This window comes from Mycolicibacterium peregrinum, from assembly GCF_001665625.1.
GTDB lineage: Bacteria > Actinomycetota > Actinomycetes > Mycobacteriales > Mycobacteriaceae > Mycobacterium > Mycobacterium peregrinum_B.
The window spans coordinates 63,408-81,166 of the sequence record NZ_LZSY01000019.1 but is presented as its reverse complement, the minus strand read 5'-3'; the positions used below and the strand labels follow the sequence as shown (position 1 = coordinate 81,166).

Sequence of the window (17,759 nt, the reverse complement as noted above, 5' to 3'; positions counted from 1 at the left end):
TCGGGACGTGGGGGTTCAAGTCCCCCTTCGCCCACAGAGAGCGGTTCTACGAACTGCAACTCAAAGGCCGCGAACCCAACCGGGTTCGCGGCCTTTGTGTTTCGCGGCCTGCGCCGTGAGTCGCAGTCAATTCACAGAGGCGAGTCGAGGGCGTGAATGTCAACGCCGAAGGCCACGGGTTCAAGCGAGTCCGTAACCCCGACAACCCACGGGCCGACAATCTGGCTTTGTCTACTTGCATCCCGGTCATATTGCGACCGCCGAGGTCATGGTGCGCGGAATGGGTGCGGAGGCAGGGCATTGGTGCGGCCAAATTGGTGTGCTCAGCTGGTGATCAGCAGGGTTAGGGTGGGGCGGCCTGTCGAGAGCACCAGAGAACTGGAGGGGTCCTTTGCGCTGTCCGACATACGGCGGCGCAGCGGCCGACCCGATTACCGTGCGTGACCGGCGCGATTGCGCGGGTGGCCGGCCAATCCGCGTGATGGCCGGCGGAAGACCCGAAGCATCCGTTCGACAAAGACCCGTACGCCCGGATCTTCCGGACCAGGGGGCCGTGGCGGCAATGCGTCCGCGTCACGCGAACCGAGCGATACCTGCCCGCAGGGAATTCAGCCGGGAACCAGAAGAAGGCACCGAAGCGCCCGCCGCCGAAGCCCTTTCGCGAATACCGGGCCGGCGACGCGGGCATGTGGTTCGAGCTCTTTCACAACAAGATATGGAGGGCCAATGAATCCTGGCGGAAACGACCCATTCCAGGGCGGGGGGTGGCCTGGCAATCAGCCGGCCCCCTCGCAGTCGCCCTGGCCTCCGGCGGGCCCTCCGCAGGGACCGCCGTCGGCGCCGTATCCGCCGCCTCCGATGCCCGGCGGGCAATGGCAGGCCGGTCAACCCGGTCCGTGGAACGCACCGCCGATGATGAACCCGCCGTACGGCCAGCCGCCCAACAACGACAACAACAAAGGGCCGTGGATCATCGGGGGCGTGATCGCCGCCGCGGTCGTCTTGGTGCTGGCGATCGTCCTTGTCGCAGTCAATCTGGGTGGCAGCGATGAGTCGGGTGATGGTGCGGTCGCGACCGACACCACCAGCGCACGTCCGTCGGGTTCTTCCCAGACGACGTCGAAGAGTCCGGCGACCAGCTCGGCAACGGCAGCACTGCCCGGCGCCGACGGCACCGTGGAGGCGTCGGAGTTGGAGGGTGTGTTGTTGTCTGCCAGTGAGATCGAGAAGAAGCTGTATATTTCCGGCGTGACGACCGGGCCGGTCGAGACGTCGCTGTCCACCGATTCCGTTTCACCCCCGAACTGCGCGGGCGTGTGGGCTCCGGGTGCTCAATCGACCTATGGCGATTCCGGCTACACGGGCGTGGCAATCCAGACCGCGCAGGGCGGGAACGGACTCCACTTGGTTCAGGCCGCGGTGTTGTTTCCGGATGAGGCGGCTGCCAAGGCGGCGTTCCAGAAGCAGGCCTCCGACTGGACGGCATGTCGATTCAAGACACTCAACGCCACCTATGACGGCCTGGGCACCGACACGGTGAAGACCACGGGCAACGGTGAGGACAAAGCCAAAGAGTTCTTGAACATGTCGATTCTCACCGACACCAGCGGGGCCGCCAATGCGATCACCTGTAGTCGTGGGGTGTCGCGACGGGCCAACGTAGTTGTCGATGTGCGGGGATGCAGCAGTGACAACGTGACGGCCGGCCTTTCGGTCGCCCGTGAGATCGGCACGAAGATCAACGGCAAAAGCTGATCGCTGCGCGGCAACTCGTCTTGGTCATCTGGGTAGAAACGTCCCACGGATGAGCTCCAAGGCATCGTCGCCGAACACCTCGGTCGGAAACCGCCCTGCGATGAGGTCGGTGAGATAGGCGACCAGTCCGTGCGGGTGGTAGTCGTTCGTCAGGCCGTCGCCGATGACGACAGCCGCCCACCCGTTGGGGTCGTCGCCGTCGACGTGCCAGTAACCGGTCTCCCCACCCGGGGCACCGCCCCACCCGTAGTAGGGCACTGGATCGACGTCCTCGAGCACCATCGGGGCCGTCGATCCGTCCGGGTAGATCCAGGTGTGGTTGGCATAGGTGTGACGCAGGTCGGTCAGGGACTGTCGGCAATACGCGCCGCCGGAGACCAATTCATCCTGGGTGGGGGCCATCACCGCCAGGTATCCACCGAATGATCCGCTGCCGTAGGTGCTGACGAGTCGCTTGTAGTCGTCGGGCAAGGCATGTCCGATTGCCGTCTCGACTGCGCCGAAGTCGCAGTCGGGTACGGACTTCGGCGGCGGCACGAGCGAAATCAGTTGATCGAGCGACATGGTCGGACCCTATGCGACGCACAGCCGCTCCCGAAGCCCGAATGTGCCACACTCGGCCCGACCCGTGATCGCGAATATGGAGAACAGAAGTGGCGCAGCGTAGAACGACGGCGGAAGCGTCCGGGCACCCGGAATTCACCCTCGAGTACGAGCCCGAGGTGGTAACTGAGCTGGGCATCGAGTGGCTGGCGTCCTGGCTGGAGAGCTGCATCAGGAGCGGCACCCGATTCTCGGTCGGAGAGAGCATCGCCATCGGGTGGCTGAATTGCTACGTCACCGATCTCGGCGACGGCACGCTGGGACTGTGCGAGCCGGATTTCGAGAACGTCCCACCGAACCTTGTCGCCGGTGCCTCGAACACCGTCAGCCAGCTGTGGTATCAGCGCGAGGTTGCCGAAAGTGTCGGACTCGCAGAAGAACTGGACTTCCCGCGCTACATCCAGTACGCCATGACCTGCGAGCTGTTCGCGAGCGCAGAAACCGTCTTGATGCATCGATATTCCCACGATGAGGACGAGTCCGGTTGGTACATCGGCTGTCCCGGTGACGATCACGACCATGACGAGGCGAACCTTCGGCACGCCACCTTGTACGAGCTCGCCGTGGCCAACCCGGCCATCATCGGGTTTCTGGCATTGCCGCCGGACTGTTCGGCGCTCGTAGGCGACGGGGCACCGTTGGTTGTGCGACATGGCGAACCGTTGCCGGTGCGGGAGGGGTCGCTGCTCGCCACGATGTTCGGCGACGATGTTGTAGGCGACCAGACGCCATAAGTGCGTCGCTTACTTGCGTTTCAACAGCTCCAGTAGATAGTCGCCGTAGCCGGATTTGGGCAGTTCTTCGGCGCGCGCGGCAAGTTGGACGTCGTCGATGTAGCCCTCCCGCCACGCGATCTCCTCTGGCACACCGATCTTCAGTCCTTGGCGGCGTTCGATGGTGCGGACGTAGTCACTGGCGTCCAATAACGAGTCGAAGGTGCCGGTGTCCAGCCACGCGGTGCCTCGGGCGAGAACCTCGACCGAGAGTCGGCCCTGGCTCAGGTAGGTCTGATTGACGCCGGTGATCTCGTATTCGCCGCGGGCCGACTTGCGTAGCGACCGGGCGATCTCGATGACGTCGTTGTCATAGAAATACAGCCCGGGCACCGCGTACTGGGATTTGGGGACGATGGGCTTCTCCTCCAGCGACAGCGCTGCCCCGTTCGAGTCGAACTCGACGACGCCATAGGCCGTCGGGTTGGCCACCCAGTACGCGAATATCGCACCGCCGCTGACATTTTGGAACCGGCGCAGGCTCGTTCCCAGGCCCGGGCCATAGAAGACGTTGTCGCCCAACACAAGTGCCACGGAATCGGTGCCGATGTGCTCGGCTCCGATGATGAATGCCTGAGCCAAGCCCTCGGGCTGCTGTTGGACTGCGTAGGTCAGGTTCACCCCGAAGGCCGAGCCGTCGCCCAGCAGCCGCTGGAACGCCGGGGCATCGACCGGGGTGGTGATCACCAGGATGTCGCGGATACCGGCCATGATCAGAGTGGACAGCGGGTAGTAGATGAGCGGCTTGTCGTACACCGGCAGCAACTGCTTGCTGACACCCATCGTGATCGGATGAAGTCGTGTGCCGGAACCGCCGGCCAGGATGATTCCGCGCACGCCTGCCTACACCCCGACGGGGGTTACCTGCTCGTCATGGCCCAACACGCCCGTCACCATAGCGTGCCTTTCGGCGTGGATTCGACGAATCGAGCTGCCTCAGCGCAGTACATACGACGTCATCGACAACGACCCGTAGGTGTAGCCGGTGACCAGGGGGTCTACCGACCTCCCGGAATCTGGTGCCGCACCGGCCAGCCCGGCGAAGTACAGCATCGGGATGAAGTGGTCGGGGGTGGGAACGGCGGCCGCGTAGTCCGGATGTGCCGCGAGACCGAGGACGTCGGCAGGGGAGTGGGTGAGTTGTTCTCGGGCGGCGTCGTCGAACCGCTTGGCCCAGGCAAAACCGTCCTCGGGCTGGGTGGGGTCCATGCCGGCGAGGTTGTGCACGATGTTGCCGCTGCCCACGATGAGCACGCCGCGCTCACGCAGCGGCGCCAGCCTTGCGCCGAGTTGCAGGTGGTAGTCGGCCGGTTCGTTGGCGTTGATCGCCAGTTGCACAACAGGTATGGACGCGTCGGGGAAGGCGTGCACCAGCACCGACCAGGTGCCGTGGTCGATGCCCCAGCTGTCGACGTCGGCACCCACCCACGTCGGCTTCACCACGTCGCCGACCTCCTCGGCCAGCTCCGGCAACCCCGGCGCCGGGTACTGCATGTCGAACAGCTCACGCGGGAATCCGTAGAAATCGTGGATGGTCCGTGGGCTCGGCATCGCGGTGACCGCGGTGGCGTTGATGTACCAGTGCGCGCTGATCACCAGGATCGCCCGCGGCCGCGGCACGATCTGACCGAAGCCGCGCCAGGCCGTGGTGAAGCGGTTGGACTCGAGCGCGTTCATCGGGCTGCCGTGCCCGATGAACGCCGCGGGCATCAGGCCGACCGCGCCCACACCGCGGCGTGCAGGCGGCGGGTCAGCGTCCGACGAGCCGGCAGAAGACATGTTCCGAACTTATGCCGTGTGTCCGATCATGTCGCCTCAGCCCGGCCCACCATGTGGCAGTGACCACGCCGCTGCTGCGGTAGCGTTTCTGGGTGTGTCGGTCCAGTGTGGGCCCGACACCTCAGGAGTTCGCGCTGTTCGAGCTGCCGGAGCAGGTGACGCGTAGCGCTCATGTCCGGCGGGGATTTGGTGTTCTGATGCCCGATCTGTATCCCGTCGACGATCCCGACGACGCGGATCCCCGGCTGGCGCCGTTGCTGGCCTGGCGTCAGCAACTGGTCGATTCCGGGGCGGTCGCAGCGCGCAGTTTCAAGGAAGCCCATCTCCGGCTGGTGCTTCGGTCGGGACGCACCGACGTCGAGCAGATCCGCGAGATGTTGCCCGGTTCGGTCGCAGAACATGCCGAGGACATGGCCCGGGTACTGGCCGACTTGAAGACCCAGGTCCCCGACAAGCAGCAGCAGCCCCCGGTGGCCGGTGACGTGCACCCGATTGCCTTCCGCCACGGCGAGTCCCGCCCCGGCGTCGTCGAATTGAGTTGGCCGGATTATCAAGCCAACGGGGGAGTGGTGCTGTACCGGGTGGTCAGTGCCGAGGACCGGGCGCCCCGATCATCGGAGAACGCTGACCTCGTCGCCGCGACGCCGTTGTCGGCGGCCAGCGACGACCGGCCGTTGACCGGGCCCGTGCGCTACTACCAGGTCTGGGTCATCACCGGGACGTCCCGCGCGGATGCCCTGAGCACCCGGCCGGTGCTCTATGCCAGTGGGGTCTTGGTCGCCCCGCCCGGCGAGGTGGCGATCCGCGAGGACAGCGGCCTGGTGATCGGAAAGTGGACGTCACCGCCCGCGACGAGGGCCGTGCACGTCTACCGCATCCCGCTCGAGGAGGCCGACGGACCCGCGATCGACGAGTCCCGCTACCGGATCCTGGCCGACGGTGAGCACCGGACCGGTTTCGTCGACTCCGGGGCGACCCGGGGTATGCGCTACCGCTACCGGGTGCGTTGCGCGGTGGACGTCGACGGGGCCGTGCAGCTCTCGGAACCCGTCGACGCCGACGTGGAGGTGTCTGCGGTGCTCGCCGCGGTCACCGACATCTCGGTGGACACCGCCTTCGACGGTGAGTCGTTCGACGTGTCCTGGGCGGCTCCCGGAGCAGAGGTGGCGATCTACCTCAGCCAGACCGGTCCGAGCGCGGGGAGTGTCTCCACCGAACTTCCCGAGAACGCCCTCGAGCAGGTAGGGCTGGCCCCGGACCTACGCCTGCGGCAGCCGGTGGCCAATCAGACACAACCCGACGGCAGCACCCGCACCCTGATGACCGGGGTGCCGTGGCCCCAAGGGTGGAGCCGGGCCTACGTCACGCCGGTGACCATCCTGGCCGGGCGCGCCGTGCTCGGCCGCACGGTATCGGCCGTACACACCGGAACCATCCGCGATGTCGAACTGGTCGAGTACTGCAACAAGCAGGTGCTGACGTTCGAATGGCCGGCCGGCGCAGCCGGTGTGGTGGTGACTCTCGCGCCCAAGGGGCACGATCCCCGGGCCGGCCTGACCGGCAGATCCTTCGAGATCTCCCTGGAGGACTACGAGAAGTACGGCGGCATGCACCTGACCGGTGCGCTCCCGGTAGGGGGATGTTCACTGCACCTGGCGCCGGTGGCGTTCTCCGGCGGCCGCCGGGTGACCGGACCGGTCGCCAGCATCGAGTACCCGGGCATGTTGAGGTTGCAGTACGCGGTGCGGATCGGCCGCGACCCCGGCGGGTTCCCCACCACGGCCACCGTCGCGGTGCGGTCCGAGTACGAACTGCCGGGCTCGCCGGCGTTCGTCCTGGTCAACAATCCGCAGCGGATGCCGTTGAGCGTGCACGACGGAAATCCCGTCGACGTCGCACCGCTGGACGCGCAGGGTCAGCTGGCCGACCACCCGTCCAAGTACCTGCGCTGGACGGCGGCGACGGCGTCGGGCGCCGGTGAACTGTGGGCCGCCAACGTCAGTGGACTGCACGGCTGGATCCGGTTGTTCCTCAACATCACCGACCCACTCCAGCTGCGCACCGTGGCACTTTTGGACCCGCCGTCGCAGACCTTGCAGCTCACCGCGACGGTGTTATGACGTCGCGTTACGGCCAGCTCACCTACACGTCGTTCGATGCCGTCGGGACCGCCGGCGGCTGGCAGGTCAAGGAAACGACCGGTGGGCTCTCGCCCTCGGAGACCCAGGCATTGATGGCCGGCGTGCACACGGTCTTCCGGCCGGTGGGGCCGACACCCGACTTCCCGACCCCCGAACAGCTCGAGCAGGGCCCGCGCCGGCTGGCGTACCGCGATGTCCCCGGCGGCGCGGGGTACTGGCACACCTTCCCGGCGGGGTCGGACAGCACGGGTCGGCCGGGCAACGTGTTCGCCCACGTGCTGTTGGACCGTGCGCCCGAAACCCACCCGCGCTGCCGGGCCATCGAACGGTGGCGTTCGCCGCATTGGCTGCAGCCTTACGGCCCTGCTGCGGTGGCCCGGGCCGAGCTCCCGGCTGACCTGCCAGAGCTGGGGAGCACGGTGACCAAGGACAGCGTGGTCGCGTTCGCGCTGGATACCACCACGTGGCGGCTGGCCACGCTGTTCGCGCTCCTGGATGCGGTGGCCGCGGCGCTCGCGGGCGGGCCGCCGGTGGTGCTGGGTGTGCAGTCCCCGGATGCGGCCGCACAGTGGATCGGTCTGGTGAGTTTCCTGATGTCGCCGGGTACCGCGGCGAGGCTGAGCTTCTCCACCTTCGACCGCGCCGAGCAGGTCGCGCCGCACAACGGTCAGGTGCTGAGCGCGGTGCCGTTCGAGGACCTTTCCGCGGTCGAGCCCGGCCTGGTGGTGATCAGCGAATCCGAGCCCGTGTCGCTGGGTGAGCTCGGCGGAGATCCGCACCGTACTGCGGGTGGACACCGGATCGAGGTGACCCGGTGGTCGGTGATGGCGCAGGTGGTGCTGCTCGATGCCGCGTCGGCGCGCGGTGCCCTCGATGACATCGACACGTATTCCAGCCAGGTGCGCGACGACGGGCTGCATCCAGCGTGGCCGATCGCGATGGCGGTGGCCGGCAATCAGGAGTTCGCGGACGCGCAGGCCGAGGCCCACGAGGTGATCGCCGCGCATTCCCCGGCGGGTGCGCTGGTCGGGTCCGCCGCGGCCTACATCATCGCCGACGTGCTCGCTGTTGTGGTGGGTGTCACCACCGCCGACGCCTGGCGGGCGCGGCACGAGCTGCCGGAGGGGGCCGGAGCCACGTACGCCGATGCCACCTACTTCGCCCGGGCCATCGTCGACGACGCGTGGATGGCACAGGACGGACCAATCCCGTTGGGGCCGAGAACGTTTCACGGGAAACCAACACCTTCGTCGTTGCGGGTGGCCATCGGACCGGCCCTGGACCGCAGCAGGCAGCAGGGCGCCGACCGGTTGCTACGGGTCGTAGACCTGCTGTTGCGGGCGGGGGTAGTCGACGACCGACTGCAGGACGCCCTGACCAACGGTGTGCTGCCCGGCCTGGCTGATCCGCGCGTGCGCGGGGTGATCGGCGGCGCCGACCGACTGGCGTTGGGTACCTGGTTGCTGCGCTGCGACGTCGAGGGCGGCGTCATCGGCGACGACGTGCTGGACTGGTTGGCCGAGGCCGGCCCGATGCCCGAGCCCGCTGAACTCACCGCTGCCCAGCCCTGGGATTCGGTGTGGATCCGCGCCGCGTTGCGCGGGCTGCGGTCGCGTCGGAGCGGAGCGCGGCATCCGGGTGATGCCGGCGCGCAGTTGTGGTGGCTGCGGACTACCGATCCGGACAGTTTCGAGGCCGCCGCGGCAGCCTCGGTCTGGAATCCGCGGGATCTCCTGCTGGCCGTCGGTGCCGACAAACTGCCGGGCCGGGCCGCGGTACGCACACTTCTCGGCGCCGCGGACTCGGCAGCGCTGCAGCAGTTGGCCGGCAAGGTGATCGACGACAACGACGACGGCGACGGCGTGGTGGTGGCCTGCGCAGCGGTCCGACACATCGAGCCGCGGAACTGGTTGCAGCAGCGGTATCTGCATACCCACCAGAGCGCGTACACGCCGCTGTGGGATCAGGTGCTGGCCGAGGTGGAACCGGAGTCCGTCCACCCGGACTTCTCGGTGCGGCTGCTGGCGTTTGCCCTGTTGGGAGTGCTCGCCGGGCAGCCCTATCCGCAGGCCTGTAACGCTTTGGCCGCTGAAACCGGCTGTGGCGCACAGGCAGTGGCCCGGGTACTACCGTTGGTCGACGGTGGCCAGTTGGCGCCGGTGACGGTGGTGGCGCTCAGCCTGTTGCGAAACGCGGCAGCCGAGTCCGCCGCCTACGCCCCCGACCCGGTGGAGCAGCTCGCGGGCGTGTTGGCCGGAAAGCTGGCTGCCACGATGAGCGGCGCCGACGCGGAATCCGTGGTGGTGTTGATGGCGCAGTTGTCGGGTGATTCCTCTGAGGGGACGATGCGCGGGTACCGGAAGATGGTGGACAGGCTGCTGACGCGGCGAGGTGCGAATCCGTCGCTGGCGGAACGACTGAGGGGGAGCCGGGGCTGACATGAGCAAGTGCCCGCGTTGCTTCACCCAGCTGAGTCCCAACAACCATCTGTGGACCCTGCCCGCTCAGGCCGGCGGCACCCGGTACCGCGACGATGTCGCCTCGACCTACGTGGGCGCACCCGCCGACTGCGGCCCGCTGTACACCTGGACCCGGGCCCCGGGATACAACGGTCCGCCGCCTCCGGTGTCCGAGGCGAACCGGGCATTGCAGGGGCCCGCGGTGGAGATCTGTCCGGTCTGCCACTTCACCCTCCCCGAGGGTTTCCGGGAGGGCCACGCCATCTGCATCGCGCTGGCCGGCGCGCGCGCGACGGGCAAGAGCCTTTACATCGCCGTTCTCATCAAGCAGCTGGAATTGCTCTGCGAGCGGTTCGGTGTGGTGTTGGAACCGGTAACCCGAGCTACTGCGCAGAACTACGCCACCAACTACGAAGGACCGCTGTATGTGCAGCGGGGCCTGCTGCCTCCCACTCCGACGGTGCACACCCAGGCTCCGAATCAGCGTGAACCCCTGGTGTTTTCGATCGGGATCTGGCACGGCGTGCGCAGGTTCCTGGTACTGCGCGACGTGGCGGGCGAGGACCTGGAGAACGGTGACCTGCGCGCGCCGCCCTTCCAGTTCTTCGGCCACGCCGATGCGGTGTTCTTCATGTTCGACCCGCTGCGGGTCAAGGCCATCCGCGATCAACTGCAGGACCTGCTGCCGCCTCAGCCGTTCAGTGGTGGGGAACCGCGTTCGGTCCTGGGGAATCTGCTGGTGGCGGTCAACCCGGGTCAGCCCAAGCTGGCGGTGATCCTGTCCAAGTTCGACGTGCTGCGGGCCCTGCGTGACGTGCAGGGTTCGGAATGGTCGCTGGTCATGTCCAACGGGGGAGCGGCTTTCCTGCGGGACACCTCCGACGGCAAGCAGTATGACGACGTCGACGGCCAACTGCTCGATCAGGAGGTGCGCAGCCTGCTGGTCCGTCTGCACGGCGGCTCGATCGTGTCGGCCGTGGAGAACCCGTCCGCCGGAGCGCGGCTGGCCACCCGGTACTTCGCGGTGTCCGCGCTCGGGCATCCGCCGACCGGAAATCGGCTGCACGCCAGGGGGATTGCTCCATTCCGCTGTGTGGATCCGGTGCGGTGGGTGACCTCCCAATTCGGCGTGCTGTAGGCGGCCGGTCGGGTTACCGACCGCGTTCGCGGAGGCCGGTGAGGCCGTGGCTATGGTGGGCTGACCGATCAGAGAGGTGACAGGTGGGCAAGAACGAGCGCACGAAGATCGTCATGAGTGACGATGAGATCGCCGAATTCATCGAGCACAGCCGAACCGCGACGATGGCTACCGTGCTGCCCAGCGGCCGACCGCACCTGGTCGCCATGTGGTACGCGGTGCTCGACGGTGAGATCTGGTTCGAGACGAAAGCCAAGTCGCAGAAGGCGGTCAACCTGCGCCGCGACCCCACGATCACGACGATGATCGAGGACGGGGACACCTACAACACGCTGCGTGGGGTGTCGATCGACGGCACCGCGGAGATCGTCGACGACCCGGAAACCATTCTGCGCGTGGGTATCAGCGTGTGGGAGCGCTACACCGGTCCCTACACCGAGGAGATGCGCCCGTTCGTCGACCAGATGATGAACAACCGCATCGCGGTGCGGGTCGTGCCCAGCCGGTTGCGCAGCTGGGACCACCGCAAGCTCGGGCTGCCCGAGATGCCGGTGGGCGGCAGCACTGCGCAGTACTTGAACGCGAGTATCTGAACACCTAGCTCGAGGGGCGCGGGCGCGGCTTGAGCCGCCCGTTCGGCAAGGGCGGCGCGGGTAACCGGGCGATGTTCCCGACATAGCCCTGCACGTCGCCGAAGCGTGCGTCGTTGGCCTGCCACAGTTCTCGGTAGGTCGCGATGTCGTCGTGGCTGCGGCCGACGAAGTTCCACCACATCACCAGTTCCTCGGTGAACGGCGGTCCGCCGAGCAGAATCGCCCGAGCCGGGCCATTACCGCGGTTGGCCAGGTGAAGCTGTGTGCGCCCCGCGGCCTGGTAGCCCAGGTCGGCGACCGCCAGCGTGGTGCCGCACACTTCGATCGCGCCCTGGTCCAGTAGCACGCCATGTTCGAAGGCCGGATCGACGTCGAGCGTCAGCTCGGCGCCCGGGTCGAGGTCGATCTGGGCGCCCAGCAGTGGCGTGAAGGTGTGCACCGGTGACTGCGACTGCTCGAGCTCGCCGAGGAACACCCGGACGGTGGCGCCGTCGACGGTCCGCGGCCGGGGTGTGTGGTGCGCGAAGTCACGGCCGGTGTCGCGGGCGGCATCGGGCAGCGCCACCCACAGCTGGACGCCGTGCAGGATCGTCGTCTCCGGTGTCGAGACCTCCGAATGGCAGATCCCGGCGCCGGCCGTCATCAGGTTGAGTTCACCCGGGCGGACCATGGCGTGGACCCCGGCGCTGTCGCGGTGCTCGATCAGGCCTTCGAAAAGCCAACTCACGGTTTGCAAACCGGTATGGGGATGGGGCGGCACGTCCATGCCTCTGCCCGCGGCTCGCACGTCGTGCGGCCCGTAGTGGTCGGCGAAACACCAGGCGCCGATCATCGACCGGTCCCGTTGCGGCAGGGTGCGCCGGACCAGCAGTGCGCGCGGCCCGCCCAGCGGCACCTCCCGCGGATGCAGCACCCCGGTGAACTCCGAGTTGGTGCAGGTGACTTCGGCGGGCGCCGTGTCGGTGTTGCTCATGAACCTCACGGTAACCGCGTCCGGCGGCCTCGGTGCGCGGTTAGCATGACCGGCATGACCGGGGGATTGACTGCCGAAGATGTTCGCAGCACCGAATTTTCGAAGCCGCCGTTGGGCAAGCGGGGTTACGACAAGAAGTCGGTCGACGACTTTCTGGCGTTGGTGGCCCGCAGGCTCGACGGGCGCGGGCACCTGGGTCCCGATGACGTCCGCAACATCGTGTTCCCGAAGCCGCCGATGTTTCAGCGCGGCTACAACGAGGACGATGTGGATGCTCTGCTCGACGCGGTGGTCGTCACGCTCGAGCGGTAACGGGAGAAGAAGTTCGGGGACGGTGCCGTCACTGCGCCTCGCGGCGAGTGGTCGCTCGAAGCGACGATTTTGGTGTGGGGCCCGGGGCAATGCCCGGCACCGTCTGCGGGTGTAACGACACACCCCGGGCCCCTATTCCTCCCCCAGTGGAAACTCGCCCCTGCCCTGCCGTCCCCTCGAATCGGCAGCGAAAGGGCCAGACAACAGATCTGGTGAAGCGGTGTTGCGAGAGCGGGATCAGGCGGCTTCGGGAAAGACCAGGCCGAGCTTGCGCACTGGGTAGCCGTTGCGCTCGGCCAGCGATCGCAGCTGCTTGAGCGCGAAGCTACGGCCACGGCCGGCCTCGGGAACCATGATGCCGGCCCAAAGTCCTTCGGCGCGGGGCAGTTCGCAGGCCTCGCGAGCGCACAGCCAGCGCCGGGGGCATTCCCGGCAGATGACCTTGGCCTGGTCGTCGGGGGTGGAGGTCCACCGCTCCGGGTTGCTGGTGCAGACGCCGAGCGGGATGCCGTTGGCCATGAGTGCGTTCATGCTGCTGCTCCTGTTAGGGCTCTTTGTTGCGGTGTCTACCGCGTTGAGGGGAACGCTATAGCAAGAACCGTAGCGATGCAACAGTTTGATCGAAACCGCAGCGGTGCAACGCTACGGAAATTTGCAAAGGTAACGATGCGGAATCACCAGCGGAAAGTCGACATGGATCTAAACATGCACGTCAGGACGTCGATAGGTACTTGGCTGTACCCGTAGCAGGGCTGCGGTTTGTCCGGTCAAGAAGCCGTAGCATCGGGGTTGTTTGCTACATATGCGAAAAACCCAAGGTGTAGCGGTGCTTCGGTCTGGGGTTAGGATTGAGGGGTCCCGGCAACCGCTTCAGCACTCGCGCTGAGCTGAGCACATCGGCGAGGAAACAGCCCCGTATGACCGACGCTGAGTACGACCTCGCCACTGGTGAGTTCGATGTCGGACTCATCCGCGCGGGTGCCGCGGCCGCGGCGAGGCGCCGCGAGCTCGACATCAGCCAGCGCAGTCTCGCCGCCGAAGGAATCATCAACGCCGGAGCGCTCATCGCGTTCGAGAAGGGCCGCAGCTGGCCCCGTGAACGCACCCGGCTCAAGCTCGAAGAGGTGTTGCGCTGGCCACCGGGCACGATCGCCCGGCTCCGGCAAGGCGGGCCGGTACCGGATCCGGCAATGCCCGCGCCGCCGCACATTGAGCCGCCCACAGTGGTCACCGCGCGGCCGGCAGCAGTCCCGTTGACGACCACACCGCCGGCCAGTGACGAGGTACCGCTGATCGCCCAGGCGGTGCTCACCGCGGTGAGCACCCTCGAGTCGACGATCGCCACGTTGCCCGGTGTCGGGGAACAGGAGTTCACGCCGCGGGTCACATCGGTACTGGCCGACCTGCGTCAGCTCGAGGCGGTGGCCGCCCGCGCCGCGCGGCTGAGCATGGTGACGCCGGCGTTGATCAAGGCCCTCAGCGCGGTGCGGCGCCAGATCGACGAGCTGACCACCCTCGCCGCCACCGCCCCTGGCGCCACGCTCGGGCAGCGCCTGTATGCCGCCCGTCGGCAATCGAATCTCACCATCAGTGAGACCGCAACGGCCGCCGGTGTTTCCGAAGACATCGTGGCGCGCGCCGAGGCCGAATACCCCGTCGACGCAGCCGCCGTCCACGCCCTGGAGGCGCTGATCGGCGCGATGCGCTGAGCCCGGCTAGCGGTCCCGACGCTCGTCATGGGTGGGGAAGTGCTCGGCGAGCGCAGCGGCGATCTCCAGGAACCGGCGCCGCGTCGGCATCGACATCTCCCGCGGATCGACGACGCCACCGGGACGCAGATGCCCGTCGAACGGCACCTCGATCACCCGCTGCCCCTGACCCGAGAACTGCCCGGCCAGAATCGTCCGCGTGCGTTTGTCGGCATGGCCGTCGGAGTCGTTGAGCACCACGACGGTGCGCTGCAGCAGTTCCGTCATCTCGTGGGCGGCCAGCCAGTCCAGTGTCTGTCCGGCGGTCGCGGCACCGTCGACCCACGGGGAGGACACCACGATCAGGCCGTCGAGGTCGCGCAGCACTTCCTGGGTCACCGGTGAGTCCATCGTCGAACTGCAGTCCACCACCGAGATCGAGAAATGCTTGTCGAGTCGAGTGGTGGCCTCGCGGTAGATGGCCGCGTCGAGCACGCGGCGGCGGGCCGGGGTGCCCTCGCCCGCCAGGACGAACAGCCCTGCGGCGTTGTTGCCGACCCGGCTGCGCACGTCGGCGAACGAGTCCAGGTGTTTGTCGTTGGCCAGCTCCCAGTACGAGCTCTGGGCCTGGGGATCGACGCGGCTGCCGAGCTTGCCGAACGATGTGTCGGCATCGATGGCCACCACGCGATCGTCCTGACGCAACTGGGCGAAGATCGACCCGACGCTGGCCGAGACGGTGGTCTTGCCGACCCCGCCCTTGCCCATCACCCCGACCTTGTAGTGCCCGCGCAGGAGCCCCTTGATCTTGGTCTCCAGCTCGGCGACTCGGAGATCTTCCGGCGACGGGCCGGGATTGATCATCCCGAACGTGGCCCGGTACACGAACAACCGCCAACCGCTGGCCGGTGGCTGACGCTTCGGCGGAACCAGGTCGTTGACCCGGATCCGGTCGGCGTAGGAACCGGTCGGCAGAGGCGGTACACCGGGTGCGGGCGCACCCGGATCCGGTGCGAATCCGCCTTCGGCGGGCCAGGGTTGGCCGGGTGGTGGTCCGTACGGCGGATGCGGTGGGCCGCCGGGGCCCGGAGGACGCTGCGACGGAAGCTGCCAGCCGGGCGGGCCCTGCTCCCAGGCATCCGGCCGGGGTTCGGGATGGCCCAAGTTCGGCGGGGCCTGGTGGGGCGGTGCCTGACGGGTGTCGTACGGCGGCGCGGGTGGCGGCGGAGGAGGCGGCGCCTGCTGCTGCGGCGGGGTCGGGGGTGCAGGAGGCGCCTCCCGGAACGTGTTGCGGGCGCGCTCGGCGTCACGATCGACGGGTACGACCTGCGACGTGCCGGAATCGTCGGAGCCGGAGCCGGCGGGAGTCTTCGACGGCACGAAATCCACCGGGGGCCGTCCGGGTATCGACGGTGGCGGCTCTGGTGGCTTGCGGCGGGTCGGCCGGGTGTCGGGTTCGAAATGCGATTCCTCCGGCCCCGTCCAGCCGAGCTCTCTACGCAAGGTGTCGTCGGGGTCGGGCACGCCTGAATCTCCTCCGGAACTCACACACGGGAACTTTGACCGTGCTCAAGTATCGACCACAACCCGTGCGGCTTGCATGATCCGTCCGGAATCGGAGCGAACTGACGTGGTAGCAAATTTGGATGGCAAACCCCGAGTAGGTCGCAGCGGAGCTGGATGCCACCCCGGCGGCACCCCGATGTGCCCTTGCGCCGGCCGCTCCTGAGAGGCCGCCCGGTCGTGCGGCGCAACCGCTCGGATGGTCCTGCAAAAGGGACCGTTCAACTGCAAAAGATGGTGGTCGGAGTGGGTTCGACGGCCGTCGTCCAGAGGTGGTCGCAGGCCCGAAATTGGTGCGCTGACCGGGTCGAATGCGCTGGTAATCTCTGTTCCGGCGAAGGGGATACCGGGTATGGGACTGCTGGGGGACATTGCCGATTTCGGCAAAGGCGTGATCGGGAACAACCTGAAGTGGACCGAGCGTGCCGCAAGGGTCGGAGAGTTCATCGTCCGCAACACCGCCGGCTCCGAACTCGAGCAGGTATCCACGTTCGGCGGCCAGGTGGCCGACCTCAGCCACAAGGCCGCCAACTTCTTCGCGTCGCAGATCGGCGGACGGCTGATCCGAGCCGCCCGGTCGCCGGTTCTGGCCGCCGGCCAGCAGACCATCGAGTCGATGAAGCACAGCACCGGAGTCGGCGATCCGGAGAACGGACACCGTTTCGGTGAGGGGGCCGACAAGATGGAGGCGGTCGGGCAGGTGCTCGTGTCGGCCTTCCCCGGCGACAACTGGGACAGCAGCGGGGCCAGCGCCTATGCGGGCCGCAACACCGAACAGGTCGGCCGGGTCCAGACGATGCTCGGGTTGGACACCATGGTGGCCGAGGTGCTGTCCACCGAGGCTGGCCAGATCGCGGCCACTCGCGACAGCCTCGACGGTCACTCCGACTGGCTGGGCGCGATGAGCATGCTCACCACGAGCGCGGGAATCGTTCCGGGTTTCGGTCCGGCGGCCCAGATGACGGCCGAGTTCGCGATGGTGGCGAAGGCAGTCGGCGACTCCGACAACGATCTGAGAACTCTGTGCGGCCACATCGAGGAGAACGCGGCCGTCTTGCAGTCCGCGGCTGCCCAGTACGAGAACCTGGCCGGCGCCGCTGCTCCGTGGGGTGCGGAGTTCGAGCCGCCGGCCGGCGACTCTCAGGTGCCTACCGTGCCGCCGGATCCCGATGCCTCGGATCCGGCCGTCCTGACAGGCGGCGACGATGCTCCGTCAGACAGTTCAGACAGTGAGGTCCCGTCGGGCGGTGGCGAAAACGTTTCGTCGGGCACCGGTGGTGCGGCTCCGTCGACCGGCGGTGGGGCCGGTATGCCGTCCGGTTCCTCGCTGTCGCCGTCGATGCCCACCGGCATGCCAGGTGCCGGGGCCCCGCCATCCGATGCGGCGACAAGCGCGGCCGGCGCCCTCGGCGGGATCCTGGGCTCGCTGGTCAACCCCCTGAGCGGAATACTCGCCGGGATCACCCAGGCGGCGCAGGCTGCCACCCAGGCCGGGACCCAGGCGGCGCAGATGGCCAGTCAGGCGGCCGGGCAGGCCGGTGGCCCCGCCGCCGATGCCGCCCAGTTCGACCAGGCGTCGGGAAGTACCGATGCCGACGAGCTGGACGACCGCGACGAGGATCGGGACGGCCGCGACCGGGACGACGAGAAGGATGAGCACAGCAAGGACCGCGAGACCGACGGCGAGGACGGCGAGGACCAGGTCGGCGAGCCCGAAGAGGGTGAGGCCGGTGGCGTGCCTGCTACGGATTCAGCTGGTGTGCCGGCCGATCCGCCGGGCGCCGGCGCGGATGACGAGGCCGCCAAGACACTGCCTCCGGACCTGGAGGCCACGGCCGCAGGCGGCGCCGCGGCGGGTCAGGCTCCGGTGCATGTCGGGGTGGATTTCGAGCAGGGCCAGCTGCATGTGGCAGCGGCGGCTACATTAGATTCATAAGGGTGCCCAGGTGAGGCTGATAACGCTTTGTGCCCGCAGTGAGCTT

General features: G+C 67.7%; 15 protein-coding genes. 9 read left to right on the top strand and 6 right to left on the bottom strand.

What is annotated here, in order from left to right; all coding sequences use genetic code 11:
* Positions 1-858 precede the first annotated feature (858 nt).
* Positions 859-1,755 (top strand): sensor domain-containing protein, encoded by an 897-nt coding sequence (locus A5779_RS02645; protein WP_064878654.1) that lies wholly within the window; start codon positions 859-861, stop codon positions 1,753-1,755.
* A gap of 24 nt (positions 1,756-1,779) precedes the next feature.
* On the opposite strand, the gene A5779_RS02640 is transcribed toward A5779_RS02645, so the two are convergent.
* Complete coding sequence (locus A5779_RS02640; protein WP_064878652.1) at positions 1,780-2,319, bottom strand: hypothetical protein; 540 nt, start codon at positions 2,317-2,319, stop codon at positions 1,780-1,782.
* Positions 2,320-2,408: 89 nt separating this feature from the next.
* Between A5779_RS02640 and A5779_RS02635 the strand changes: the two genes are divergently transcribed.
* Positions 2,409-3,092 carry an immunity protein Imm33 domain-containing protein gene (locus A5779_RS02635; RefSeq protein ID WP_064878650.1) on the top strand — a complete coding sequence of 228 codons (684 nt, stop codon included), beginning with the start codon at positions 2,409-2,411 and terminating at the stop codon, positions 3,090-3,092.
* A gap of 9 nt (positions 3,093-3,101) precedes the next feature.
* On the opposite strand, the gene rfbA is transcribed toward A5779_RS02635, so the two are convergent.
* Both rfbA and ygiD read right to left on the bottom strand, forming a co-directional pair.
* A complete protein-coding gene (gene rfbA / locus A5779_RS02630) occupies positions 3,102-3,968 on the bottom strand; it encodes a glucose-1-phosphate thymidylyltransferase RfbA (protein ID WP_064878648.1) in 867 nt (288 codons plus the stop codon).
* 99 nt (positions 3,969-4,067) lie between these two features.
* The gene (ygiD, locus tag A5779_RS02625; RefSeq protein ID WP_064878674.1) at positions 4,068-4,841 is read right to left on the bottom strand and encodes a 4,5-DOPA-extradiol-dioxygenase; all 774 of its coding nucleotides are present in this window, start codon (positions 4,839-4,841) and stop codon (positions 4,068-4,070) included.
* Positions 4,842-5,107: 266 nt separating this feature from the next.
* Between ygiD and A5779_RS02620 the strand changes: the two genes are divergently transcribed.
* The 4 genes from A5779_RS02620 (at position 5,108) to A5779_RS02605 (ending at position 11,241) form a co-directional block, all read left to right on the top strand.
* The gene (locus A5779_RS02620) at positions 5,108-7,030 is read left to right on the top strand and encodes a SaeA-related protein (RefSeq protein WP_064878672.1); all 1,923 of its coding nucleotides are present in this window, start codon (positions 5,108-5,110) and stop codon (positions 7,028-7,030) included.
* Positions 7,027-9,489: a GAP1-N2 domain-containing protein gene (locus A5779_RS02615; protein ID WP_064878646.1), complete on the top strand. Its 2,463-nt coding sequence runs from the start codon at positions 7,027-7,029 to the stop codon at positions 9,487-9,489. Before A5779_RS02620 ends, A5779_RS02615 begins: the two co-directional genes overlap by 4 nt.
* A gap of 1 nt (position 9,490) precedes the next feature.
* A complete protein-coding gene (locus tag A5779_RS02610) occupies positions 9,491-10,648 on the top strand; it encodes a hypothetical protein (protein ID WP_064878644.1) in 1,158 nt (385 codons plus the stop codon).
* Positions 10,649-10,731: 83 nt separating this feature from the next.
* Complete coding sequence (locus tag A5779_RS02605) at positions 10,732-11,241, top strand: pyridoxamine 5'-phosphate oxidase family protein (RefSeq protein ID WP_064878642.1); 510 nt, start codon at positions 10,732-10,734, stop codon at positions 11,239-11,241.
* 4 nt (positions 11,242-11,245) lie between these two features.
* On the opposite strand, the gene A5779_RS02600 is transcribed toward A5779_RS02605, so the two are convergent.
* Entirely contained in the window at positions 11,246-12,214 is a 969-nt protein-coding gene (locus A5779_RS02600) for a pirin family protein (protein ID WP_064878635.1), read from the bottom strand.
* Positions 12,215-12,259: 45 nt separating this feature from the next.
* Between A5779_RS02600 and A5779_RS02595 the strand changes: the two genes are divergently transcribed.
* Positions 12,260-12,526 carry a DivIVA domain-containing protein gene (locus tag A5779_RS02595; RefSeq protein WP_055119277.1) on the top strand — a complete coding sequence of 89 codons (267 nt, stop codon included), beginning with the start codon at positions 12,260-12,262 and terminating at the stop codon, positions 12,524-12,526.
* 237 nt (positions 12,527-12,763) lie between these two features.
* On the opposite strand, the gene A5779_RS02590 is transcribed toward A5779_RS02595, so the two are convergent.
* A complete protein-coding gene (locus A5779_RS02590; RefSeq protein ID WP_064878633.1) occupies positions 12,764-13,057 on the bottom strand; it encodes a WhiB family transcriptional regulator in 294 nt (97 codons plus the stop codon).
* Positions 13,058-13,443: 386 nt separating this feature from the next.
* Between A5779_RS02590 and A5779_RS02585 the strand changes: the two genes are divergently transcribed.
* Positions 13,444-14,235, top strand: a complete 792-nt coding sequence (locus A5779_RS02585) for a hypothetical protein (protein ID WP_064878631.1) — start codon at positions 13,444-13,446, stop codon at positions 14,233-14,235.
* A gap of 6 nt (positions 14,236-14,241) precedes the next feature.
* Here the strand turns inward: A5779_RS02585 and A5779_RS02580 are convergent, their stop codons facing one another.
* Positions 14,242-15,738, bottom strand: a complete 1,497-nt coding sequence (locus A5779_RS02580) for a MinD/ParA family ATP-binding protein (protein WP_064878629.1) — start codon at positions 15,736-15,738, stop codon at positions 14,242-14,244.
* 391 nt (positions 15,739-16,129) lie between these two features.
* Between A5779_RS02580 and A5779_RS02575 the strand changes: the two genes are divergently transcribed.
* On the top strand, positions 16,130-17,713 hold the full coding sequence (locus A5779_RS02575; protein ID WP_064878627.1) for an EspA/EspE family type VII secretion system effector: 1,584 nt from the start codon (positions 16,130-16,132) through the stop codon (positions 17,711-17,713).
* Positions 17,714-17,759: the final 46 nt, after the last annotated feature.